18 protein-coding genes are annotated in these 22521 nt (G+C 63.8%); 7 read left to right on the top strand and 11 right to left on the bottom strand.

Annotated elements, in window-relative coordinates:
• Positions 1 to 73 precede the first annotated feature (73 nt).
• Positions 74 to 565 carry a GtrA family protein gene (locus WYM_RS19105; protein ID WP_019179502.1) on the top strand — a complete coding sequence of 164 codons (492 nt, stop codon included), beginning with the start codon at positions 74 to 76 and terminating at the stop codon, positions 563 to 565.
• Between the two features lie 15 nt (positions 566 to 580).
• Here the strand turns inward: WYM_RS19105 and WYM_RS03785 are convergent, their stop codons facing one another.
• A complete protein-coding gene (locus WYM_RS03785; RefSeq protein ID WP_019179501.1) occupies positions 581 to 1852 on the bottom strand; it encodes a hypothetical protein in 1272 nt (423 codons plus the stop codon).
• Positions 1853 to 2180: 328 nt separating this feature from the next.
• Between WYM_RS03785 and WYM_RS19100 the strand changes: the two genes are divergently transcribed.
• Both WYM_RS19100 and WYM_RS03775 read left to right on the top strand, forming a co-directional pair.
• Positions 2181 to 3200 carry a glycosyltransferase family A protein gene (locus tag WYM_RS19100; RefSeq protein ID WP_019179500.1) on the top strand — a complete coding sequence of 340 codons (1020 nt, stop codon included), beginning with the start codon at positions 2181 to 2183 and terminating at the stop codon, positions 3198 to 3200.
• 80 nt (positions 3201 to 3280) lie between these two features.
• The gene (locus WYM_RS03775; RefSeq protein ID WP_237739289.1) at positions 3281 to 4672 is read left to right on the top strand and encodes a glycosyltransferase; all 1392 of its coding nucleotides are present in this window, start codon (positions 3281 to 3283) and stop codon (positions 4670 to 4672) included.
• Positions 4673 to 4687: 15 nt separating this feature from the next.
• Here WYM_RS03775 and WYM_RS20975 read toward each other — a convergent pair whose 3' ends face one another.
• The 8 genes from WYM_RS20975 to rfbA form a co-directional block, all read right to left on the bottom strand.
• Positions 4688 to 6706 carry a DUF6541 family protein gene (locus WYM_RS20975; protein ID WP_019179498.1) on the bottom strand — a complete coding sequence of 673 codons (2019 nt, stop codon included), beginning with the start codon at positions 6704 to 6706 and terminating at the stop codon, positions 4688 to 4690.
• Complete coding sequence (locus tag WYM_RS19085) at positions 6703 to 8526, bottom strand: glycosyltransferase (RefSeq protein WP_019179497.1); 1824 nt, start codon at positions 8524 to 8526, stop codon at positions 6703 to 6705. Before WYM_RS19085 ends, WYM_RS20975 begins: the two co-directional genes overlap by 4 nt.
• Positions 8523 to 9659 (bottom strand): UDP-galactopyranose mutase, encoded by a 1137-nt coding sequence (gene glf, locus WYM_RS03760; RefSeq protein ID WP_019179496.1) that lies wholly within the window; start codon positions 9657 to 9659, stop codon positions 8523 to 8525. Before glf ends, WYM_RS19085 begins: the two co-directional genes overlap by 4 nt.
• 51 nt (positions 9660 to 9710) lie before the next feature.
• On the bottom strand, positions 9711 to 10919 hold the full coding sequence (locus tag WYM_RS03755) for an ABC transporter ATP-binding protein (RefSeq protein WP_019179495.1): 1209 nt from the start codon (positions 10917 to 10919) through the stop codon (positions 9711 to 9713).
• Positions 10919 to 11698: an ABC transporter permease gene (locus WYM_RS03750; protein ID WP_019179494.1), complete on the bottom strand. Its 780-nt coding sequence runs from the start codon at positions 11696 to 11698 to the stop codon at positions 10919 to 10921. Before WYM_RS03750 ends, WYM_RS03755 begins: the two co-directional genes overlap by 1 nt.
• A 192-nt stretch (positions 11699 to 11890) precedes the next feature.
• Positions 11891 to 13828: a rhamnan synthesis F family protein gene (locus WYM_RS03745; RefSeq protein ID WP_019179493.1), complete on the bottom strand. Its 1938-nt coding sequence runs from the start codon at positions 13826 to 13828 to the stop codon at positions 11891 to 11893.
• A complete protein-coding gene (locus WYM_RS20970; RefSeq protein WP_019179492.1) occupies positions 13825 to 15762 on the bottom strand; it encodes a rhamnan synthesis F family protein in 1938 nt (645 codons plus the stop codon). The genes WYM_RS03745 and WYM_RS20970 overlap by 4 nt, the downstream gene beginning before the upstream one ends.
• Positions 15763 to 15878: 116 nt before the next feature.
• Positions 15879 to 16748, bottom strand: a complete 870-nt coding sequence (gene rfbA, locus WYM_RS03735; protein ID WP_019179491.1) for a glucose-1-phosphate thymidylyltransferase RfbA — start codon at positions 16746 to 16748, stop codon at positions 15879 to 15881.
• An 81-nt stretch (positions 16749 to 16829) separates the two neighbouring features.
• Between rfbA and rfbB the strand changes: the two genes are divergently transcribed.
• Genes rfbB through WYM_RS19075 form a run of 3 tightly spaced genes read left to right on the top strand, consistent with a single transcriptional unit; the run spans position 16830 to position 19696 of the window.
• Complete coding sequence (gene rfbB / locus WYM_RS03730; RefSeq protein ID WP_019179490.1) at positions 16830 to 17828, top strand: dTDP-glucose 4,6-dehydratase; 999 nt, start codon at positions 16830 to 16832, stop codon at positions 17826 to 17828.
• 2 nt (positions 17829 to 17830) lie between these two features.
• Positions 17831 to 19264: a sugar nucleotide-binding protein gene (locus tag WYM_RS03725; protein WP_019179489.1), complete on the top strand. Its 1434-nt coding sequence runs from the start codon at positions 17831 to 17833 to the stop codon at positions 19262 to 19264.
• A gap of 30 nt (positions 19265 to 19294) precedes the next feature.
• The gene (locus WYM_RS19075) at positions 19295 to 19696 is read left to right on the top strand and encodes a GtrA family protein (RefSeq protein ID WP_157524835.1); all 402 of its coding nucleotides are present in this window, start codon (positions 19295 to 19297) and stop codon (positions 19694 to 19696) included.
• A gap of 7 nt (positions 19697 to 19703) precedes the next feature.
• Here the strand turns inward: WYM_RS19075 and WYM_RS03715 are convergent, their stop codons facing one another.
• Positions 19704 to 20108 carry a DUF2304 family protein gene (locus tag WYM_RS03715; protein WP_019179487.1) on the bottom strand — a complete coding sequence of 135 codons (405 nt, stop codon included), beginning with the start codon at positions 20106 to 20108 and terminating at the stop codon, positions 19704 to 19706.
• Positions 20105 to 20815: a glycosyltransferase family 2 protein gene (locus tag WYM_RS03710; protein WP_019179486.1), complete on the bottom strand. Its 711-nt coding sequence runs from the start codon at positions 20813 to 20815 to the stop codon at positions 20105 to 20107. Before WYM_RS03710 ends, WYM_RS03715 begins: the two co-directional genes overlap by 4 nt.
• Before the next feature lie 211 nt (positions 20816 to 21026).
• Here WYM_RS03710 and WYM_RS03705 point away from each other — a divergent pair, with 211 nt between their 5' ends.
• Positions 21027 to 22499, top strand: coding sequence for a DUF2142 domain-containing protein (locus WYM_RS03705; protein WP_019179485.1), 1473 nt, complete (start codon positions 21027 to 21029; stop codon positions 22497 to 22499).
• Positions 22500 to 22521: the final 22 nt, after the last annotated feature.

Raw genomic sequence — 22521 nt, 5'->3', positions numbered from 1 at the left:
GCGCCGGAGGAATCCGGCGCCGTCGCTCCACTTTCGCTGAGAGCTGCACATGCGTCTTCCCGATACGACTCACATGCGCGACTTCTTGATCCGGAATCTGCGCCGCGGCGGCATATTTCTGGCCATAGGCGGCTTGGGTTTCGTCATCGACGCTGTCGTCTACAACGTCCTCGTCTTCGCCGGCGGCAGCGGCCCGCTCCACAGCGAGCCACTCCTTGCGAAGACGATCGCCGTCATCGCGGGTCTGATCGTCACGTACTCGGGCAACAAGCTCCTGACCTATCGCGATAGGAAGGCTCCGATCAGCTGGGGTCAGGTGGTCCGCTACGGCGTCGTGAACGTGCTCGCGGTGCTGGTCCAGCTCGGTTGTCTCGGCTTCTCCCGCTACGTTCTCGGCTTCGACACTCCACTCGCGGACAACATCTCAGGGACGCTCATCGGGCAGGCTCTGGCGACTGGATTGCGGTACGTCCTCTACACCTTGTGGGTCTTCCCGCATTCCCCAGGCGAAGACCCGATCACCTTCATCGAGGAGCATCACGAGGACTCCGCTCCTCGTTCGTAGCACGTCTAGGTCGGTTCAGCGGGTGTCGACTCCGGTGAGCAGGTCGCACTCGAGCGTGGGCCCCCCGAATCCCACGGGAGCGATCGGGATCTCGACCGATCGTGATCCCGCGTCGCACTGATCGATCCCATCGTCCAGCGCCTCAGGCCAAGTGACCGCGTCCACTCTCGGCACCGCCCAGCGATAATCTCGCGCAGCGGGTATGAGCACCACAGCCGAAACCGCGATTATGGCAACGACTTTCGATATTCGCCCGCGCACGCGAGTGAACGCATCGACGGCGACGATCATCGCGATCAGGAACAGGACTGCCGGAAGGACGGCGTAACGCTGTCCGAAGGTGAAGCCGAGGGTTCCCGCCGGTCCGACGCCGTTCCATTGAAGACGGAAGACGATCGCGAAGAAGATCGCGGAGCTGGCGCTCAGCGTGAGAACGACGTAACGCGGACCGACCTCGTGCCAGGAGACGAGAATCATGAACGTGAAGATCGCGAGGACGACGACTCCTGGGAGCGTCACGCCGATCCACCTGGATGCATCCAGCGCCGCAGTCGGGCCGATGAGTCCACTCAGAACGATCCGATAGCTGTAGAAGTCCAGGAGCTCCGGGATGGTGGGCGTCAGTCCTGCAAATGACCTGCCCGCACCCATCACGTACCCCGCGAGTGTCACTCCGAGCTGAACGACAGCCGCCGCTCCGAATGCGATGGCCACCGCCCGATCACCGCGTCCTCGCAGCGCGAACCAACGTATCGCGACCAGGGGCAGGAACATGAGTGCCAGCGGGTCGCTGCCCACGGCTGCGATGACGACGACACTCTGAACGACCGCGAAGCCCCTTCCGCGCGACCGGGCGATCAAGGCGCATACCGCACCGATCATGAGGAACCAGTGGAGGTTGGCCAGGTTGTTCGCGACTTCACCCCCTGCCATCGGCGCAACGATGACGACGGCCCAGGACAGCAGCTGCAGGGGCCGGGAGCGGATACGAGTCTCGAGGAACAGGTAGCAGGCGGCCGCGGTGAGCGACAGCACGAGGGCCGCAGCGATCGTCACGACGACCGGTACGATCTCGAGAGGGAACAGCGCGCAGACGGAGATCACCAACCGGGGCACGAGGTGCATGTAACCGGCGTACGGTTCGAAGAGGGCCCACGGACTGCCGGCGAGCGCCGCATCGAGGAAGACGGCGCCGTCTTCTGCCCACAGTGTGTTCCACTGAGACATCGGCGTCCGCAGCATCGACAGCAGCGTCCCGACGATGACCAGGATGCCGAACAGGCACATCCTCGCCGCACCACGGAAAGCCGGCGCCTCCGGTTCCGGGAACCATGTCGCGGCGGTTGCGGACAATCGCCGCGCGGAAGTCGACAGTCGAGATCGTCCTGCCGTCGTCGGAGGCGCCTGGACGGATCCAGCTGGACTCATTGATGCTCCTGCAGCCTGACGACTACCGTGACAGTACTCGAGTGGTTCGGGGTTGATGTGATCCGACGGCGGCTGAGGCTCAGTCGCCTCCAGAAGTCTAATCGGGCTCGGTCGCGTGCCACGCGAGGTGAGCCGGACGATGATTGTGAGGAACGGCGTCCCACGAAGCTCGGGATAATCTGGACCTATGCCACGCGACGCCGCAGCAATCCCCACCGTTTCGATCGTCGTGCGCACGAGGAACCGGCCGACGCTCCTGGCCGAAGCACTTCGGGATATCGCATCGCAGGACTACACCGACTTCGAAGTCGTGCTCGTCAATGACGGCGATGACACACGCACAGTCGAGGAGGCCGTCACTGCGGTCCCCGCTATCGCTGATCGCGTCCGGATCATCGATCGCACGAACCTCGAGCACGGCCGTGCCCGTGCGGCCAATGCGGGCGTCCGTGCCGCCAGGGGGGAGCTCCTGGTGCTCCACGACGATGATGACACCTGGGCGACGGACTTCCTTTCGGTCACCGTCGACCATCTGCGGCGGCATCCAGACGCCCAAGCAGTGAGCGCACACACCGAGGTCATCATCCATCGAACGGATCCCGCGACCGGCGAGGAACGGCTGGAGCACCTCCTGCTGAATCCATCGTTGACCGCGATCTCAATCATGGACATGGTCCGTGAGAACCGCGTGACGACCCACTCGCTGTTGTACCGCGCAGCCGTCCACGAAGAGATCGGTTTTCTGGATGAGGACCTCGTCGCGCACGAGGACTGGGACTTCTATCTGAGATTCATCGTTCGCTACCCCATCGACCTGATTCCGCTCCCCGCCCGCGCTTTCTGGCACCACCGTCCGGAGGCGATCGGCGACGAGGGCAACAGTGTGTTCGTCCTCGACGCCGATCACGACGCCGGCCGCGTACGTGTTCAAGACAACCATCTTCGGACCAGCATCGCTCGGATCGGACTCGGCCCCGCTCTTCACCTTGCTGCGGAGACGAAGGCACTCGAAGCCGACCTGCGCGCACAGCAGGAAGCGGTATTCGATCTGCGCGAGCGCCTCGAGCGGCTCGAGCGCCAGGTGAACGCTCTGCCCGCGACTCTCGAGCAGATCCAGACGGGTGTCGCGCAGATCGCCCCGTTGGTTCTCGAGCGTACGAGCATCGGGTCTCTTTTCCGACGGGCCGGAAGGATGCTCCGACGATAGCGTCAAGCGACGGGCTCACACGCGTCTGCTGGTAGGGTTTGCCGGTTATGAATCAATCGGATCCGGCCTTCACTCGCCCCGTGCGCACGCGCGTCCTGCTGATCACCGGCGATCCTATTCGAGCAAAGATGGCCGGGCCCGCCATACGCGTATGGAATATGGCCGAACAGCTCTCTTCGAAGTGCGACGTACGCGTCGTCTCGTGGAAGCGCATCGAGCGTTCGAGCGAGCTCTTCGACCTCCACTACGTGCGCGAGTCGGATGACGCCGGTATTGCGGTCCACGAACGGTGGGCAGACGTCATCGTCGTCCAGGGAATGTCCTTCCGCATCTTTCCGACGATCGCGAAGACAAGCAAGATCGTTGTGGCCGACCTATACGACCCGTTCCAACTCGAGCAGCTGGAACAGAACAAGTATGAACAGCGCGCCACCTGGACCGAGGAGGTCCGCAAGGCGGTATCGCTCCTGAACGAGCAGCTTGTGCGCGCGGACTTCTTCTTGTGCGCTTCAGAACGGCAACGAGACCTGTGGCTCGGCAGCCTCTCGGCGGTTGGCCGACTCAACCCCGACACATATCTCGCCGATCCCACATTCAACGCCCTCATCGACATTGCGCCATTCGGCCTTCCCGCCGACCCGCCGCAACGATCTCGTCACGCGATCAAAGGCACTGTGCCTGGTATAGAACGCGACGACAAAGTCCTCATCTGGGGCGGCGGGATATACAACTGGTTCGACCCGCAAACGCTGGTGAAGGCCATGGGGATTCTGGCCTCGGAGAATCCCGAGATCAAACTGTTCTTCCTCAGCTCCGGGCACTTCAATCCCGAGGTTCCCGAGATGCAAGCAACCGCCGACGCGGTTTCGACCGCGGAACGTCTCGGTCTCATCGGGAAAACGGTCTTCTTCAACGACTCATGGGTCGACTACGACGATCGCGTGAACTATCTGCTGGACGCGGACGTGGGAGTGAGCACGCATCCCATCCACGCCGAGACTCGATTCTCCTTCCGCACTCGCATTTTGGATTACCTCTGGGCGGGACTGCCGATCGTGGCTTCGGACGGTGACGCCTTCGCCGAGATCATCCGAGCTTCCGGATGTGGTCGAGTCGTCCCTGCGGGCGATCCCCAGGCCCTGGCCGACGCCATCCGGACACTGCTGGGGAATGAGGGCGCCCTCGCCGAGGCTGCTGCTGCGGCCGTCGAGATGCGCACGGATTTCCGATGGGACCGCGCTCTGGCGCCGCTCGTCGACTTCTGTTCCTCGCCTCGTCCGGCTCCGGATAGGAATCTCATGGCGGAATCTGGATCGATGCTCGGCGGCAACCGGTTCGAGCGCATCCTGGCCATGCCTCGCGGACGTCGTCGCGACCTCACACTGCTCGCGTACTACCTTCGGCGGGGCGGGCTCACCCTCGTGCGCGAAAAATGGGCGGACCGGCGCACTCGCCTCACTTCCGACGAGTGACGGCTTGAGCCGAGATCACAGCGGCAGCTCGCCACATTGATCGATGCGGTACAGAGTAGAATCCCCATCTGAGAGGACCTCGGTGAACAGTCCGGCCTCCACAGCCGTGTGAACTCCAGCGAAGAGATTTCCGGCTGGATCGCCGCCGCCGAACTCGTGTGGGTGATAAAGCACAAACCGCACCCGAAGTCCGTCAAGTGCAGCGCACACAGCTGGATTCACCTCTATGTCCTGGAGGCTCGCGGCGAGCACCGCACGCTGTGGATCCCACTGCCCGTTCACGTGCGGGAAGATCGGCTCTCGCCTGGCATAGACCATGGAGAGGGCCGACCCGTCCCACGGATCGCCGAGAAGCCGCTGGTCTGGCGGAACCGTCTGGCCGACTCGGTGCATGAAATCGATCTGCGCCTGCGACAGGACTTCCGTGTCCGCCGCACGCGCAGGGAGGCGGAACACGAAGCCGACGTCAGCTGAAAGGCCGCCTGCCCCGATCCCGATAGCGGAGCTGAGCGCGATCGTCCATGCCGCTGCGGCCATGACGACTGCTCGGCCGCGGCGGAGGCGGCGTCCAGCCACGAGAATGCCCAGAGCGGCCAATGAGACTCCGAGAACAGGAAGCGCGGAACTCAGCCGGTAACGGTCTTTGTACCACAGTGCCGTCGCAAGCTTCGTCATGACATCGTCCGAACCGGCGGCGAGGGCGAAGAGTACTGCGACGACGACGTACGCGACGACGATCCACCGCATTCCCCGGGTGCGGGCAGCTGCGACGATCCCGACGAGCACGGCCACTGCGAGCAGCACCGCCGGGAACGTCGTGGCGTGTCCGACCCCGGTCGGCCACGACTGGGACAAGACCTGCCACAGTCCTTCCGCAACGGGCTGAGTGGCGCGGGCCTGAGGCCCGCCTAGTCGATCGTCGAGAGGCCGATCGAACAGCCCCAGTCGGAGGACGAGATATGCGAAGGCTGCTCCGGCGATGGCCGCAATGACGACGAAGCCCACGATCAGTGCACGGAGGGCGTTTCGCCGCGCGCGGCCTCCTGCCTTTCGCGCACGCCGGTACAGGCCAACGATCGCCGCGACCGCGAAAGGTCCGAGGAGCAGCGCCCATGTCGTCAGCACACGGGGCTGGGCGACGCAGATGGCGGCGACAGCGGCAGCAGTGCCGACCGCTGCGATCCAGGAGGGAAGCGATTCTCGACGCGCGGTTCGGGGGTACAGCAGTCTCGCCGAGAGTGGCGCCGCCAACGCGGTCGGAAGCAGCGCCGTCGCCAGAAAGGTCGGGTACAGCGTCCCCCAGGTGAGCAGCGTATAGGGCATGGCGCCGAACGCGGCACCCAGAGGAAGCGCGACGAGCGCAACCACGTCCCGGTCGAATCTCGTAAGGAGAACTTGGGCGAGCCACGTCACCCCCGGCAGCCAGATCGCGCCAGCCACCGCGATCCACACGGCGTTGACTGCGACCGCGGCCGTCGATCCGGTGACCTGTACGGTCAGCGCCACAATGGAGTGCCAGGCCGCAGGGTAGAAGCCCCAAGCCCCACCCGTCTCGATGGTGGTCCGCAGCGTGAGAGACGACGCATCGCCCGTCTCGAGGATGTGACCGATCGACGACAGATGGAAGACATTGTCGTATGTCTGGCTGATTCTCTCCGGGCTCGGCACTGCCCCGAATGCGACGACCGCGATGACGATCGATGCCGCAAACCAGGTGAGCATGAGCCACGCCGGGTTCACCGAACGATCGTGTACCAGAAGTGGCGCTGGTCGCCTTCGCCGAATGAGCCACAGGCCGGTGCCGGTCATCGCCGCCAGGAGGAGCAGCTGCCATGAAGCAAGAGGCAGGCCGAGCGCTCCGGCTACGATTCCGGCGATGCCGACGAACGCGACGGTGAACGCGCCGCTGAGCGCCACTCGCGCGAAGAGCGGCAGACGCAGGGGTGCCGTCGCGAGCAGCCCCGGCAGGAGGATCAAGGCGGTGGCTGCCAGGGTCACGCCGGCCGCAAGCGCCCATTCTGCCCCGGCGCTCACTTGACGAAGACCTCAGCCCACCGCTCCGGGGCGGTCAGTGACCCGGCACGAGTCCGGAATGTCTTTGCGAGGTGTGGCCACCTTGACCACAGCATCGCGTGAAGGCGAAGGCTGCGCCACAGGGCCCGCCGGGTACCCTTCCGCGAGCGGACGTAGCGCACACGCGCGGCGCCGTCGGCGGTGTCGACGAGACCGGCGTCGACCGCTGCAAACGTCCACCAGCCGAGCCGATCGGCCGCGACGTGGACTTCGGCCACCCCGTCTCCCCTCGGACGCAAGAGGAGGTGGCGACCAAGCGTGAGGATCAGTGTGGATGCGGCTCGGAGACCGCCCCGTGGAGGATCGGCCCCTTCGAGATCCGGCTTCTGATCATCGACGGGGGTGGCGTCAGGGTAGGTACTCCACTCCTTCTTCACACGGCCAGCACGATCATCCAGCCAGTCCAGCAAGCGATCCGGCCCTGAGAGAACGTCCGCAACCGCGAGGGCGCGCAGGCGCACCGCCGAGTACTGAAGAGTGAGCAGCGGCTTCATGTCGCCGAGAAAGGAGTGCAGGATGAGCCCTGTCGGGCGATGGTGCGGAGAATGAAGCAACTCGGTGATGAGGCGGTTCCGATGGAGGAAATAGGCCTCCCACGTTCGAGTGGGCGACTTCCCCCTCCAGCCCATGTGCCACAGCGCGACGCCCGGGATGCTGATCGTCGGCACGCCGTGATCTCGAGCTCTCAGCGAGAACTCGACATCGTCTCCCTTGAGGAACACGGGCATTGCCAGACCGATCTCGCGCAGGAGCGACGAGGGGATGAGGCACATCCACCACCCATTGAAGTCCGACCGCTGCGGCGCGTGGAAGAACGCCGCGCGGCGGAAGCCGACGCGGGAGAAATCGTGGTCGTAAGCGTCCTCGCGATCGAGGCGAACCCAGCCGATCCTGTGGTCCCATTGCTCGCTCTGTGCATAGAGCACGGCGCGGTCGTCGAGATGCAGCATCCCACCCCCCACGAGCATCGGAGAACGGGCGGCGTCGGCGAATCGGACAGCCCGCACGATCGCCTCCGGCTCGCTGATGGCGTCGTCGTCGAGCAAGAGGACGAACTCGCTCTCGTCCATCCGCATCGCCTCGAGCATGCCGCGCGAGAACCCACCTGAACCACCCAGATTCCTCTGCCGCAGGAGCACGAGCCTGTCACCCAACGCTTCGGCCGTGCGACCGAAATCGGGCTGGTTCTCGGCAAGATCACTGCCCTGATCGACGACGACGACGCGATCGATGACGCCGCCGATGCCGGTGTCCTGAGCGAGCACCGCCAGCTGGGCAACGCAATCCGTGGGGCGGTTGAAAGTGGCCATCGCGATGGTGGCGGTCGCCTTCAGCTCGGAGTCGACCGACCACGCCGCTTCATGCAATTCGAGATGCGCGTCAGGTGCGGCGTGGAGGTCCAGCCAGAGTGCACCGCCTGCACCGAAAGGCTCCAACGGGACTACGAGGTCGATCTCCGCGTCTTCGATCACCTCGGTGCGCGCGATGACATGGGACCGAGCTGTCGCGTCCGACCCCTGCACCAGCACCGTTCCGTGACCGGATGCGCGTACGTGGAGCCGCACGGAAGAGGTATCCGTGTACTTCTGCCAATAGCTCGCCGGGAACGCGTTGAAATACGAGCCGAGGGAGACACGTCCGGTCGGTCGGACGCGCACTGCGTGGCGTCCGACCACCGAGGCTGCCCCGCTATCTCCGTCTATGTACAGGGGCAGCACCTGATCCACGTCGGCAACCGGGAAGACCGTGCGCCAGACGACAGTGCGGGCGGCGGCGTTCATGCGAGCTGGTTGTTCCAGACCGCCAGGGCAGCGCCGATCGCCATGTGCATGTCCAGGTACTGATACGTGCCCAGGCGACCGCCGAAGATCACCTCGTCTTCACCCTTCGCGAGGTCGCGGTACTCGAGGAGACGCGCCCTGTCTCCCGGCGTGTTCACCGGGTAGTACGGCTCGTCGGACCCGTCTGCGAATCGTGAGTATTCCCGCACGATCACGGTCTTGTCCGTCGGATACCGGTCGGCGCGCTCGGGGTGGAAGTGCTTGAACTCGTGAATGCGGGTGTAGGGCACATCCGCGTCGGCGTAGTTCATCACGCTCGTGCCTTGAAAATCGCTGACCGGAAGCACCTCCTGCTCGAAATCGAGTGTCCGCCAGCCCAGTGCCCCCTCTGTGTAGTCGAAGTAACGATCGACCGGCCCGGTGTAGATGATCGGGATCTGCCCGACGGTGTCGCGCTTGTTCAGAGGCTGGTCGGTGTCGAAGAAATCCGTCGACAAACGGACATCGATCTTCGGGTGGTCGGCCATCCGCTCGAGCCAGGCTGTGTACCCGTCCACCGGCAGCCCCTCCCACGTGTCGTTGAAGTACCGGTTGTCATATGTGTATCGCACGGGAAGGCGCGAGATGACCTCGGCCGGAAGATCCTTGGGATCGGTCTGCCACTGCTTCATGGTGTACTGCCGGATGAACGCCTCGTACAGCGGGCGTCCGATCAGACCGATCGCCCGCTCCTCGAGATTCCCCGCCTGCCTGGGATCGAACTCCCCCGACAAGTTCTGTACCAGCTCGCGGGCCTCGGACGGCGTGTAGGCGGCGCGAAAGAACTGATTGATCGTTCCGAGGTTGATCGGGAGAGGGAACACGACCCCCGCGTGCGTCGTGAACACTCGGTGAACATACGGCGTGAAGCCCGTGAAGCGATTCACGTACTCCCATACCGTCGGATTGGACGTGTGGAACAGGTGCGCTCCGTATCGGTGCACCTCGATACCGGTCTCCGGCTCATTCTCGCTGTACGCGTTGCCGCCGATGTGCGACCGACGATCGATCACAGTCACGCGCCGGCCGGCGGACGCCGCTCGCTCTGCGACAGTGAGTCCGAAGAAACCCGAACCGACAATCAGGAGATCCATGCAGCCCCTTTCTTATGGCCCTTTGCCGACAAGCTCAAGGCCGTCCCACCGTCAGGCGAGCGCGACAGATGCCGCGACTGCGCCGAGCGCGTCCGAGGAACCGACCACTGTGAATTCTGTCGCGCCCATCAGCGCGTGAGCCGTCGGGTCACTGACACCTGAGAAGTTGGCGTTCACGTAGTAGCTGCCGGGATTGAGCCGTGCTCCTCGCACATGCAGGTCGAAGGAACGCGACTGCGCCAGGGGCTCGAGATGCACTCCGAGCACGTCACTGTTGGAGGCGAGCGCCATCTGTCCGTGCGCCGTGTCGATGCTGAAACCCAACAGCCAGCGCTCGACCGGGCGATTGACCTCGAGGTGAACGCGGACGGTGAAGTCGTCGCCGACCGCCATCTCGGTCAGCACTGCACCGCTGGCGTCCAGAATCTCGATTCGCTCCACCTCTACCGACTGCGACAGTTGCTCGGGACGAGCCTTGCCGACCGCGTTCTCGTTGAGGAGCTCGCGGAATCGTTCTATCGCGGGACCCGGAAGCCCGTCGAATGCCATCCGGCCCCGGTGCATGAGGACCACGCGATCACAGAGCGACTCGATCTGATCGAGGGCGTGGCTGACGATGATGATCGTGCGTCCCTGCTTCTGGAATTCCTCGATCTTGTCGAGGCATTTCTTCTGGAACTGCTCGTCGCCGACCGCCAGCACCTCGTCCACGAGAAGGATGTCAGGGTCGGTGTGCACGGCGATCGCAAAAGCAAGCCGGACGTACATGCCCGATGAGTAGAACTTCACCTGCGTATCGATGAAGTCCCCCACGCCCGAGAACTCCAGGATCGAATCGAAGTTGGCGGCCGTCTCCTCACGGCTGAGCCCGAGCACGGAGGCGTTTAGGAAAACGTTCTCCCGGCCGGTCAGGTCGGGATGGAAGCCGGCACCCAGTTCGAGCAGAGCGGCGATGCGGCCGCGCTGCTCCACAGTGCCCGACGTGGGCTGGATGATTCCACCGATGACCTTCAGCAAGGTGCTCTTGCCGGAGCCGTTGTGTCCGATCAAGCCGATCGTGGCGCCGGCCCGGATTCCGAGTTCCACGTCGCTGAGCGCCCAGAAGTCCTGCCGATGGCGTCGGCCGGCACGACCGAAGGTGACGATCCGCTCCTTCAGCGACGAGTCCTTGCGCACCGTGAAGCGCTTGGAGACCGCGTCGAGGCGGATGACCTCGGGGCGGCGCGCATCCGTCGTCGGCGTCGTATTGTCTGCCTGCATCACAGCTCCTGCGCGAAATTGCCCTGCAGACGCAGGAACACCCGATGGGCGACGAAGAGGAGCACGAGCCCCACGAGCAGCGCCACGAGTAACCGCAGCGCGAGGAATGACGGCGACGGAAGCGCGTCGCCGGCAACCCAGAACGCACGCTGGAAACCCAGAATGGCGAGGGTCAGAGGATTGTTCGTGTAGATCTCGAGCGCAAGTGGATTCGTGATGATCCCCTGCACCATCTGCCACGAGTAGACGACCGGCGACATCCAGAACAGCAGCATCGTCGCCACCTCGACCAGGTACTGGATGTCACGCAAGTAGACGTTGATCGCGGAGAAGAAGAGTGCGAAAGCCAGACCGTACACCAGGATGATCAGAAGTGAGGGGATCGCGTACACGATGTCAGTGTGAAACGGGATCGCTCCGACGAGGATGGTAGCGGCGATGAGTACGACGAGCTGGATGCCGAAGTTGAAAAGGGCGGAACCGGTGCTCGCGAGGGGGAACAGCTCCCGCGGCATGTAGACCTTCTTCACGAGTCCGGCGTTGGCGAGGACCGATCCGGTGCCGCCGACCGCGATCTCCTGGAAGAGACCCATCGCCGTGAGGCCAGTGAAGACGTAGATGGCGAAGTCAGGGATTCCGCGCGCAGCCCCGAGGAAATGTCCGAGGACGACGAAGTAGATCGCCAGCTGCACGAGCGGACGCGCCAGCGCCCACAGGAAGCCGAGCGCCGAGTCCTTGTATCGCGCCTTCAGGTCGCGCTTGATGAGGAGATCCAGCATCTCGCGATGTGTGAAGACGTCGCGGGCGGACGCTACGACGGCCCGGGGTGAAAGTCCGCCAACCGCTCCAACGGTCCGCATCGGAGTGACGGACAGCCGGTCGAATCGCGCCTGCGCGCTGGCAGGGTCAAGTTCTGGCATAACCAACCAATCGTACCTTCGCGCGCCACTCGGTCGCGCGAGAGGAAACTGTCATCGAGGCCGACGCAGCCACGAGCGCGGCTGGCGGAGCCGTCGAAGCGCCGAGCGGGCGCGGAAAGTCTTGTCGTAGAACTCGCGCGCGCGCACCTCGTGTGCAGGTCGGTACATGCGGAAGAACACCGAGATGAAGTCCCGCAGCGACCCGTCCTCGATGTAGCCCATGCGCTTGAGGAATTGAATCTGATGCATGGTGTTGTCAGGAAGCGTCTGCGACATCTGATCCAGGTTGTAGTCCAGCGTCGTGTGACTTGAAGCGATGTAGTCGCGGTTCGCGATTGTCCGCGAGTGATAGCCGCGCTCGCCGGCCGCGTAGACGGGCAACCGCTCCAGGACATGTGCAAGGCTTCCGTCGTCGTAGGCCCCGGCGAACTCGTCGTATGTCCAGGGCTCCTCCACCAGGATACGAAGCGCGGCAGGCCGTGCGACGAACATAGAACCATACGGCGCGAGAGGCGACGTATCGTCGAGAGGAACGCGAACGCCGAGCCGAGCGCAGAGTTCAGTGAAAGCGGCCTTGTTCGCCCACCACGCGTGGCCCATGGTTGGAAAGCCGAGGTGGATCATCGGCGGGAAGACGAGACCCAGACCAGGTTCGTTCTGGAAGAGGGCGACGACGTTGGCGGCGTACTCCCGAGAGCGCAAGAGATTGTCGAACTGCTGATTCTTGAAATGAGCGCCGACGGTGCGACCGCCCTGTGGGGTCTTCTTGGAGTGGAGCTTCACCACGAGGTCGTAGTCGTCCGAGAGGAGCTCGTCGCGGCATCCGATCAGGAATGCGGACTGATCCCGACCGTCGTTGGACGGCACGACCCGCACCTCACGCCGCTCAGTCGACGAAGGGCGGGCGGACAGGATCGCCTTGATCGCCGCCGCCCGCTCGCTGTCGGGCGTGGTGACGATGAGGTCGTAACCGGCGGGAAGGGTGTCCACCCGGTCGAGAATCTCGGCTGTCATCTCGACGTAGAAGATGTGCGCCACCACGAGGGTTCGTAGCGGGCTCGTCGGATCGTAAGACGACCTCGTCTCCGGAAGGACCTCGAGCATCGCAGCATCGGCATTCAGCACCTTAGGTGCGACATTGCGCGCGAGGTCGGAGTAGATCAACTCCAGCGGATAGCCGTAACGCTCAACGGCTTCGAGCGTCCATCGCCCGACAACGCCGAGGGCGTCCATGAACGGCGGCCACTGAAAGAAGGGTCGGCGTTTCAGCGTGGGGCATCCCGCGTCGAGGAGCTGCTCCGCATAAAGGACGGCGTGGTTCTCGACCTTGTTCGTGAGGGTCGGGAATGCGACCTCTCCCGAGAATCCGAGCCGGGTGAAGTGCTCTGTGAAGACACCCTCGTGCTTGACGACCGCGTCGGAGTAGCTCGTCATCTCCGGAAGGTCGCGCCAGTAGGCATGCCACTCCTCTGACTCGAGCATCTCCCGCCGGACCGCCACCCAGTACGACTGCAGGTGATAGGGCAGATAACCGCTCTGAGTGTAGGGGTGCGGCTCGACCCGAACGTGATCGGTCATGCCCCAGAAATGCAGCGGGCGGCCCTCCATTCGTTCGAAGACGGGCCCGAACGGGCGGACGGGCCCAAACCACGTGTCGTTCGCGAGAAGCACCTCGTCGAACTCACCGAGGCGATCGGCCATGGCGTCGAGTCCCGCCTTGTACCCCCAGATGTCGTACCCGCTGTTCTCCCGTTCCAAGACCTCATCGGCCACGGGCGCGAGTTGGGCGCGGCCGCGATCGGTCAGTGGACCATTGCTCACGGCGAGGATGTGCGTGCAGTGGGGCCTCAACGCATGCAGGGCGTGCGGGATGTAGTCTTCGACATCGCCTCGAGGGTCGTAGACGACATAGACGAGGAGGCGTTTGCCGCCCTCTGGGAAAGCAAGCGCTGGACGAGCCGGGTTGGCGATCAGTTCCGCGGTCTTCATACCCTGCCTCTCCCCTGCTCTCCGAGCACGCGCGAGGCGACACGACGGACCCATCCCAGAGCGGCGTGGGCACGAAATGCGAAACGGTAGAGCGGACGGAGCGCCCGCGCAGCTCCCGGGTGATTCAGTCGCAGATACATCCGTGTCAGCGCAACAGGCCCCCCGTACCCCGTTGACCCCGCTCTGTGCAGTAGCCGGATCTGCTCCACGGGATACCCGCGTGTCGTGGAGAACATCTCGTCGACCTTGTACTCCAGAGCAGTGTGACTGATCGCCGTGTGCTCGGAGGTGAGGACAGTTCGCGCATGGAAGCCACGCTGGCCCGCGGCGGCGACCACGATCCGTTCCTGCACGTGGGCGAGCCGGCCGAACTTCTTCTGCATCCGGGTCGAGTAGTCGGAGAAAGTCCACGGGTGCTCCGACAAGACCGCCAATGCCTCCGGGCGAGCAACCCACATTCCACCGTAAGGGGCGAGCGGGGAGCCGATGTCGAGAGGCACCGTGATACCCAACAGCTCACAGAGATCGAGTGCTTTGTCTCGCATCCCCGCCCACCCCTTGCCCATGGTCGCGTAGCCGATGTGCATCATCGGCGGGAAGACGATTCCCAAACCAGGTTCATCTTGGAACAGACCGATCAGATTCTCGGTGTATCCGGCGCCGTCCAGCAGGTTCTCGAGCTGGTAGCGCCGGAAATAGCGTCGTACATTGACCGTCTTGTCTCCGCTGTAGCGGCTGTGGAGCTTGAAGATGAGGTCGTACCGACCTTGAGTCAGGACATCGCGACAGGCGACGAAGAAATCACTCATGTCACGGCCCGGGCTGTCAGGCGTCACGCGCAATTCGAACGTATGCCCGAATCGTGTCGCCCACGATTCCAGCAGCGGTTCCAGTCGGGCAGCCCACATACCGTCGGTCGTCGTCACGAACACGTCCGTCTCGTGGGGCAGGTACCCCAGGCGGAGGAAGATGTCCTCCACGCCTTCCATGTCCGTGATGTGCACGATCGCTGCGAGGCGAAGGGGCTTGCTCGGATCGTAGTATGCCGAGAGCGAGGGCAGGACCTCCAGCATGCCTCCGTTGGCGTTCAGCGCCTTCGGCGGCACCGTGCGCGACAGATGCCGCCACACCGCTGCGGCAGGATAGCCTCGGGCCGTCATGGCTTCGACGGTCTCGCGCCCGACGGTGGCGAATCGGCTGAGCGCCGGCGGATAGTCGGAGAGTGCGGCGATGTCCACAAGCGGGCAATCAGCTTCGACGAGCGCTGTCGACGAGAACAGGCCGGGGTCATGCGATCCGAATTCGGCCGCGCCGAACAATGCCGCCGCGCGGAATCCTTCCCGCTCGAATCGAGCTCGGAAGGAGAACTCACTGCTGGAGCCGGGTCCGCTGGTCTCCTCTTCGCTGAAGCGGCGCCATGCGGGCGATGCGAAAAGTGAGGCGCGCACGGCCGTCCATTGGAATGGTCGGCTCAGGTCGGGGAATCCCTCCTCGGGGAACGACTCGCGTGCGCCGCTCGGACTCTGCACCATCTCCCAGAGGTCGACCTCGAGCTCCTCGCTGCGGCTCAGCGCCTGAGAGAAGGTCCCGATCGGCCCGAACCAACCGTCTCCCGTCAGCACGACCTCGTCGAGACCGGGGACATCGTCGCGCATCCGGTCCGTCTCCGCGAAGTAGAGACGGGGGTCGAAGGCGGCGCCGATGTCTACCGCCAGGCGATCGACGAGACCGCGCAGCTTCGAGATGTCGTCGTCTTGCAGACTCCTCAGTGCCAACACCGTGAGATGCTGCGCGCACGTTCGTAGGCCATCAAGCGCCTGGAACACATACTCGTCCAGCTGGCCGCTGCCGCGGCTGAGGATGTACACGACGCCGCGCACGCGCGAGCCTTGATCAGCGGGAAGCTGAGGCCGGCTCGCGGAGTCGCTGTCCATCGTGTCTCATCCTTCGGTCCCCGTACGTCGCCGGTCCGAGGATGACCAGCGCACAAGATCGTGAGTCTACTGCGCACAAATGCGAGGGCCTTCCAGCATTCGGGCCAACACGTCGATCAGCGACCCTGTTCGAGGGCGGACAAGAGGTAGCCTCCATAGCCGCTCTTCACCAGCGGCTCAGCGCGTTGCCGTAGCTCTTCGTCGTTGAGGAATCCCATCCGCCACGCGACTTCTTCGGGACAGCCGATCGACAGCCCCTGCCGCTTCTCGACCGTTCGGATGAAGTCAGTCGCCTCGGCGAGGGAATCGAATGTTCCAGTATCCAGCCAGGCGGTGCCCCGCGGGAGAAGCTCGACGCGAAGGCGGCCCTCCGACAGGTAGACCTTGTTGAGGTCTGTGATCTCCAATTCGCCTCTCGGTGAAGGAGCCAGGTCCTTCGCGATGCCGATCACGTCATTGTCGTAGAAGTACAGACCCGGCACGGCGTAATGGCTCTTGGGCTGCGTCGGCTTCTCCTCGAGGGAGACCACGCGGCCATCGGTGTCGAATTCGACCACACCGTAAGCCGTGGGGTCGTCGACCCAGTAACCGAACACGACACCACCCTGCAGATCGTTGTATCGACGAAGGCGCGTTCCCATCCCCTGCCCGTAGAAGATGTTGTCGCCCAGGACGAGAGCCACCGATTCGTTTGCGATGTGATCTTCGCCGAGGATGAATGCCTGCGCGAGTCCGTCGGGAGACGGCTGGATCTTGTAGGTCAGGGAGATCCCGAAACGCGACCCGTCGCCCAGGAGCCGTTGAAACTGCTCCGAGTCCTGAGGTGTCGTGATGACCAGGATGTCGCGGATGCCTGCGAGGATCAGGGTGGAGAGCGGGTAGTAGATCATCGGCTTGTCGTACACAGGGACCAGCTGCTTCGATGTCCCCAGTGTGATCGGGTGCAGACGCGAGCCGGTGCCGCCCGCCAGGATTATTCCACGCATGTAGTCCAGTGTCTCCGATGCTTCGAGGCAGACCAAACGGCGGATTGCTCGCCCCTGGCGCCTGACGGCTAACCTGGGGGAATGTCCAAGCTGCTCGTCACCGGTGGCGCCGGGTTCATCGGATCGAACTTCGTGCACCATGTCATCCGCCATACAGACCACACGGTCACCGTCCTGGACAAGCTGACCTACGCCGGCAACCGGGATTCGCTCGCCGGTCTTCCCGCGAACCGCGTGGAGCTCGTGGTCGGCGACATCGCGGATGCGACACTCGTCGATGACCTGGTCGGGCGAGTCGATACCGTTGTCCACTACGCCGCCGAATCGCACAATGACAACAGCCTCGACGACCCACGGCCGTTCCTGGACACCAACATCGTCGGCACCTACACGCTGCTCGAGGCCGCACGCCGAAACGGAACTCGGTTCCACCACATCTCGACGGACGAGGTCTACGGAGACCTCGAACTCGATGATCCGGCGCGATTCACCGAGGCAACCCCGTACAACCCCTCCTCGCCGTACTCGTCGACAAAGGCGGGCAGCGACCTGCTGGTGCGAGCGTGGGTGCGATCCTTCGGCGTGCAGGCAACGATCAGCAATTGCTCGAACAACTACGGCCCTTACCAGCACGTGGAGAAGTTCATCCCGCGTCAGATCACGAACGTCATCCGGGGCATTCGTCCCAAGCTGTACGGGGCGGGCGAGAATGTGCGGGACTGGATCCACGCCGACGATCATTCGTCGGCCGTCCTCACGATCCTCGACAGGGGACGGATAGGTGAGACCTATCTGATCGGAGCCGATGGGGAGAAGGACAACAAGACGGTCGTCGAACTGATCCTCTCCCTCATGGGCGAACCCTCTGATGCATACGATCACGTCACCGATCGCGCGGGGCATGACATGCGATACGCGATCGACTCGACCAAACTGCGCACGGAGCTCGGCTGGGTGCCGCAGTACCGAGACTTCGAGGCGGGGCTCGCTGCGACCATCGATTGGTACCGTCGGAATGACGCATGGTGGGCCCGAGACAAAGACGGCGTCGAGGCGTTCTACGCGTCGAAGGGCCAGTAACGGTGGGGATCGAGTTCGGCAAGCGCCTCCAGGCCATCGAAACCCCGATTCCAGGACTCTTGGTGCTGGAGTTGCCTGTGCACGGCGACACGCGAGGTTGGTTCAAGGAGAACTGGCAACGCGAGAAGATGACTGATTCGGGGATTTCCCTGCCCGACTTCGGGCCGGTGCAGAACAATGTCTCCTTCAACGACGCCGTAGGAACCACACGAGGGATCCACGCGGAACCGTGGGACAAGTACGTGTCTGTTGCCACCGGCCGGATCTTCGGAGCCTGGGTCGACCTTCGCGAAGGCGCCACTTTCGGGACGGTCTACACGACAGAGATCGACCCTTCCCGAGCGATCTTCGTGCCTCGAGGCGTGGGAAACGCATATCAAACGCTTGAGCCGGACACCGCATACACCTACCTCGTCAACGATCACTGGTCCTCGAGCGCGAGTTACACGTTCCTCAATCTCGCCGACGAGACGGCGAACATCCAGTGGCCGATCCCCCTCGATCAGGTCGAGATCAGCGAGAAGGACAAGAATCACCCGCGCCTCGGCGACGTCACCCCGATGGGTCCGAAGCGGATTCTGGTCACTGGCGCGGACGGCCAGCTCGGACGCGCTCTCCGCGTCGAACTCGGCGGCGATGCTCACATCGAGTACGCCTCGCGCGCCGACTTGGATCTCACCGGGCCCGACCTCGAAGGGGCGCGTCGCTGGCGCGACTACGGCACGATCATCAATGCAGCCGCCTTCACCAAAGTGGACGCGGCCGAGACCCCAGACGGCCGCACTGCGGCATGGGCGGCGAACGTCACGGCCGTCGCACGACTCGCCCACATCGCCAACGTCAACGGGATCGTGCTCGTCCACGTCTCTTCCGATTACGTCTTCGACGGCACGAAGTCCACCGATTACAGCGAGCTCGATCCTGTTTCGCCGCTCGGTGTCTATGGGCAGACCAAGGCCGCTGGCGATCTCATCGCCCAGACGGTGCCGCGACACTATGTCGTTCGGACCAGCTGGGTCATCGGGGACGGCAACAACTTCGTTCGGACTATGGCGTCGCTCGCCGAGCGAGGGGTGGACCCGAAGGTGGTCAGCGATCAATCGGGACGCCTCTCCTTCACCTCGACGATTGCGAAAGCGATTCGACACCTGCTCGAGGATGAAGCGGAGCCCGGGGTGTACAACGTCACCAATAGCGGCGAGCTCACGACCTGGTACGAGATCGCGCGCGACGTCTACCGCCTCACCGGGCACGACCCGGACCGTGTCACCCCGGTGACGACTTCCGCCTATTTCTCCAGTGCTGCCGGCCCGATTGCATCGCGGCCCACCAACAGCGGGCTCGACTGCGAGAAGATCACGCGCATCATGGGTCGACCTGCCGATCACCGAGCCGAGCTCAAGGCGTACCTCACATCCAGAGCTGCTCCCGTCTGAGACCCGTCCGTGCCTGCACACCATCGCAACGTGATCGCTCGCGTGGCTGCTCGAGCGTGGTCGATGAGCGCTGTCCGCTATCTCCTCGTCGGCGGACTAGCCTTCCTCATCGACATCGGGCTTCTGGCGATTCTTCACGAGATCATCGGGGTACCGCTCGTCATCGCCACGCCGGCCGCTTTCCTGACGAGCTTCGGTTTGACCTATCTGATGCAACGTGCGATCACGTTCGATGGAGAGAGCGCGTGGGGATCCAGCGCCGTCAAATACACGCTGCTGGTCATCTTCAACACATTCGCGACGACCGCCATCGTCGCGGGGATAGACGCCATCGGCTGGCCTTGGGAAATCGGCAAGGTGGCGGCGGTAGCGTCCACCACCATATGGAACTACTTCGCCTACAGGTACTGGGTATTTGCGAAGCGTCGCTGACAGTGGCTTAGGAGCGGCGCTTCGGTGAGTCCGATTCTTCACGCCCCGCGACACCCTCGAGCCGCGTGATTCGCGCTGAGAGGGCTTCGGCTTCTCCGCGGCTGATCGCGCTTTCTTCAGCCAGTCTGCGGATCTCCTCCTCGGCGCGGGACAGTTCCCACGAGAGGTGCAATGCGACTCCGACAAGCAGCACGATCGAGAGGACGAACAACAGATTCGACGGCACCTCGAATCCGAGGACGTCGCTCAACCCGAAGAGCAGCCCAGGGAAGACCGCGAGAATCAACACGGCGACGCCGATGACCAGCCAGAGTGTCGCATACTTCTCACGCAACTGGCGGCGCAACAGCATCGTGATGATGATTGCGAGGACGAGAAGTGCGAAACACACTCCGGCGATGGTGAGGATCATGCGTGTACCACTGTGGTCGTACGCGATCCTCGCATCAGCGCAAGTGATAAAGCGAACACCGCCCGGACAAGATAGAGGGTCGCGCCGAGCGGATTCTGGCTCGGCTTGCCGGCAGCGCGAGGACGCATCGCAACGGGAACCTGCGTCACCGTCAAGCCGGCGTGTATCGCGCTCACGAGGGAGTCGACGGTGTCACCCAAGTACTCGGCCGGGTAGTAGCGCACATACTGATCGATCGCCCGCCGATTCGCCGCGCGGAAGCCGCTGGTCACATCGGTGAGACGCTTCTTGGAGATCCTGCTGAGCACCGATGCGAGCAGCTTCATCGCCCAGCGGCGCGGACCCTTCGCGGAGTAATCCCCGACGTCGGCAAATCGAGCGCCGATAGAGATGTCAGCAATGGCGAGGCCGCTCATCACGCGGGCGATGTCCGCGGGATTGTGCTGCCCGTCGGCGTCGACTTGAATCGCCTGATCGAACCCGAGGCGCTGGGCGTAGACGAATCCAGTTCGCATCGCGCCGCCGACGCCCATGTTGAACGGCAGACTCAGCACATCCGCTCCAGCAGAGCGCGCCATCTGTGCTGTCTCGTCGGATGAACCGTCATCGATCACGACCACCGAGTAGCCCTCGGGCTGCGCGAGAATCTCTCGGACTGTAGCGCCTACGTTCTGCGCTTCGTTCCAGGCAGGAACGATGACGAGCATGCGCGGACGGTGGGGGGACATCACGCTGAATCGTAACAGGCAGTCGGTAGACCCCGCCGCGCGTTCGCCCTGCGTGGACTCTTGTAGGCTGGTCGCCGCAGATCGAAAGTGTGGTACCGACATTTCTTCCAGCGAGCCGACTTCGCGCATCGTGACGACCGTTGGCGACGCCACCCGAAAGCTGGCGACGAGACCACTGCTTCATGTCTCGATGCTGTTCATCGCGATCTTCGCGATGCTGCTTGCGGGCTCACTGTTCTTCCCACTCGTGTCAGGTGCGGATGAGGCGGCCCATTACGTCTATTCCGCAGCCGTCGCGAGGGGTCAAGCGGGAACGCTCGAGCCGACGGTGCCAGCGCGGATCGCCAATCTTCACCATCTGGCCGCGTGCATCGCGTTCCACCCGGATATCACCGCAGCATGCCAGGAGCCGCTCGGCATCGCGTCGAACGCAGCCGTGTTGTCGCAGACGAACGCAGGTCTCTACAATCCTGTCTTCTACGCATGGACCGGACTCGGCTCGCTGATCCTCCCCACGGAGTACGGGCTCTACGTCGCGCGGGCACTTGCCGCCCTGTTTACCTCGCTCTTCCTTGCATGGGGCCTCTCATTGACCTGGCGCCGGGCACGCACACCTTGGCCAACGGTCGCCGCGGCACTCCTCCTGACCCCGATGACGATCTACGTAGGAATGGTGCTCAATCCGAGCGCTTGGGAGATCGCGTCTCTCTTCGCCGTGACGGTGTCGGGCTATCACGTCATCACCTCGACTTCGAAGTCCTGGGGCGAGCATCACTCGCTCCTGCTCGCGGCGGGGAGTGTGCTCATCGTGACTCGAGGGTTGTCCCCGCTCTTTCTTGTGATCAGCGCGGTCGCGCTGCTCCTCACTGTGCCGTGGAGCCAGACGCTCCATGTACTACGGCGACGCTCCACATGGGTCATCGCGATCGTTCTCGCGATGGTGGCTCTCGGGAGTGTCGGATGGGTGCTCTTGCACGGAACGAACTATGTGGGAGTGGAGCGCCCTGCTGGCCTGCGTGCCGGTCTGCGTGGGATCTCAGTGTTCTACTCCAACTACCATGAGCAGGTCACCCAGATGTACGGAAATCTCGGTTGGCTTGATCTCCCGAGCCCGCAGATCCTGTCGATCCTGTGGGTCCTGCTCGCGGGCGGCTTCGTCCTCGTCTCGTTTGCCGCCGTCATCGGGCGCAAACGTATTGCGATCCTGTTCGCGTTCGCCGTCTGCACGCTCCTGCCGGGGATCCTGGCGGGCATGCAGTGGTCGGGCTTCGGCTGGCAGGGGCGCTACACCCTCCCGCTTGTCGCCCTGCTTCTCGGGCTCTGCGCCTGGACAACAGACGCCGCATTCGATCCGGTCGCTCGGGAGGACGCGCTCACATCCCGGCTGCTCAGCTCGTTCCGAGTCATCTACCCCGGGTTCTTCGCCCTCGGGGCAATCGTCATCGCTATTCGAGCGGCACACCGATACAGCGTCGGCGATCCAGCCCCCTGGCTCGCCTCCCCCACCTGGACTCCTCCGGTTGCGATGCCGTTCCTCGCCGTGGTGTTCCTCGCGGGCATCGTGGTTCTGACCGCGTCACTGGCTGCGCGACCAGTTGGATCGATCAAGCCGACCCCGGATCTCGACAGCGCGCACTCAACAAGCGGACCCGGCAGAGGCTGAGCCGCTCAAGCGTCGTCGATCC

Source organism: Microbacterium yannicii PS01, from assembly GCF_000304335.1.
GTDB classification, from domain to species: domain Bacteria; phylum Actinomycetota; class Actinomycetes; order Actinomycetales; family Microbacteriaceae; genus Microbacterium; species Microbacterium yannicii_A.
The sequence above is the reverse complement of the archived record's forward strand: the minus strand, read 5'-3'. Positions and strand labels throughout refer to the sequence as shown.

What these genes read in the sequence shown, in the direction of transcription:
- WYM_RS03755 (WP_019179495.1), bottom strand. Translation starts at nt 10,919, where the DNA reads ATGCAGGCAGACAATACGACGCCGACGACGGATGCGCGCCGCCCCGAG.
- WYM_RS03710 (WP_019179486.1), bottom strand. Translation starts at nt 20,815, where the DNA reads ATGCTCGTCATCGTTCCTGCCTGGAACGAAGCGCAGAACGTAGGCGCT.
- WYM_RS03745 (WP_019179493.1), bottom strand. Translation starts at nt 13,828, where the DNA reads ATGAAGACCGCGGAACTGATCGCCAACCCGGCTCGTCCAGCGCTTGCT.
- rfbB (WP_019179490.1), top strand. Translation starts at nt 16,830, where the DNA reads ATGTCCAAGCTGCTCGTCACCGGTGGCGCCGGGTTCATCGGATCGAAC.
- WYM_RS19105 (WP_019179502.1), top strand. Translation starts at nt 74, where the DNA reads ATGCGCGACTTCTTGATCCGGAATCTGCGCCGCGGCGGCATATTTCTG.
- WYM_RS03705 (WP_019179485.1), top strand. Translation starts at nt 21,027, where the DNA reads ATGCTGTTCATCGCGATCTTCGCGATGCTGCTTGCGGGCTCACTGTTC.
- WYM_RS03750 (WP_019179494.1), bottom strand. Translation starts at nt 11,698, where the DNA reads ATGCTGGATCTCCTCATCAAGCGCGACCTGAAGGCGCGATACAAGGAC.
- rfbA (WP_019179491.1), bottom strand. Translation starts at nt 16,748, where the DNA reads ATGCGTGGAATAATCCTGGCGGGCGGCACCGGCTCGCGTCTGCACCCG.
- WYM_RS19100 (WP_019179500.1), top strand. Translation starts at nt 2,181, where the DNA reads ATGCCACGCGACGCCGCAGCAATCCCCACCGTTTCGATCGTCGTGCGC.
- glf (WP_019179496.1), bottom strand. Translation starts at nt 9,659, where the DNA reads ATGGATCTCCTGATTGTCGGTTCGGGTTTCTTCGGACTCACTGTCGCA.
- WYM_RS20970 (WP_019179492.1), bottom strand. Translation starts at nt 15,762, where the DNA reads ATGGACAGCGACTCCGCGAGCCGGCCTCAGCTTCCCGCTGATCAAGGC.
- WYM_RS03715 (WP_019179487.1), bottom strand. Translation starts at nt 20,108, where the DNA reads ATGATCCTCACCATCGCCGGAGTGTGTTTCGCACTTCTCGTCCTCGCA.
- WYM_RS19085 (WP_019179497.1), bottom strand. Translation starts at nt 8,526, where the DNA reads ATGAACGCCGCCGCCCGCACTGTCGTCTGGCGCACGGTCTTCCCGGTT.
- WYM_RS03785 (WP_019179501.1), bottom strand. Translation starts at nt 1,852, where the DNA reads ATGTGCCTGTTCGGCATCCTGGTCATCGTCGGGACGCTGCTGTCGATG.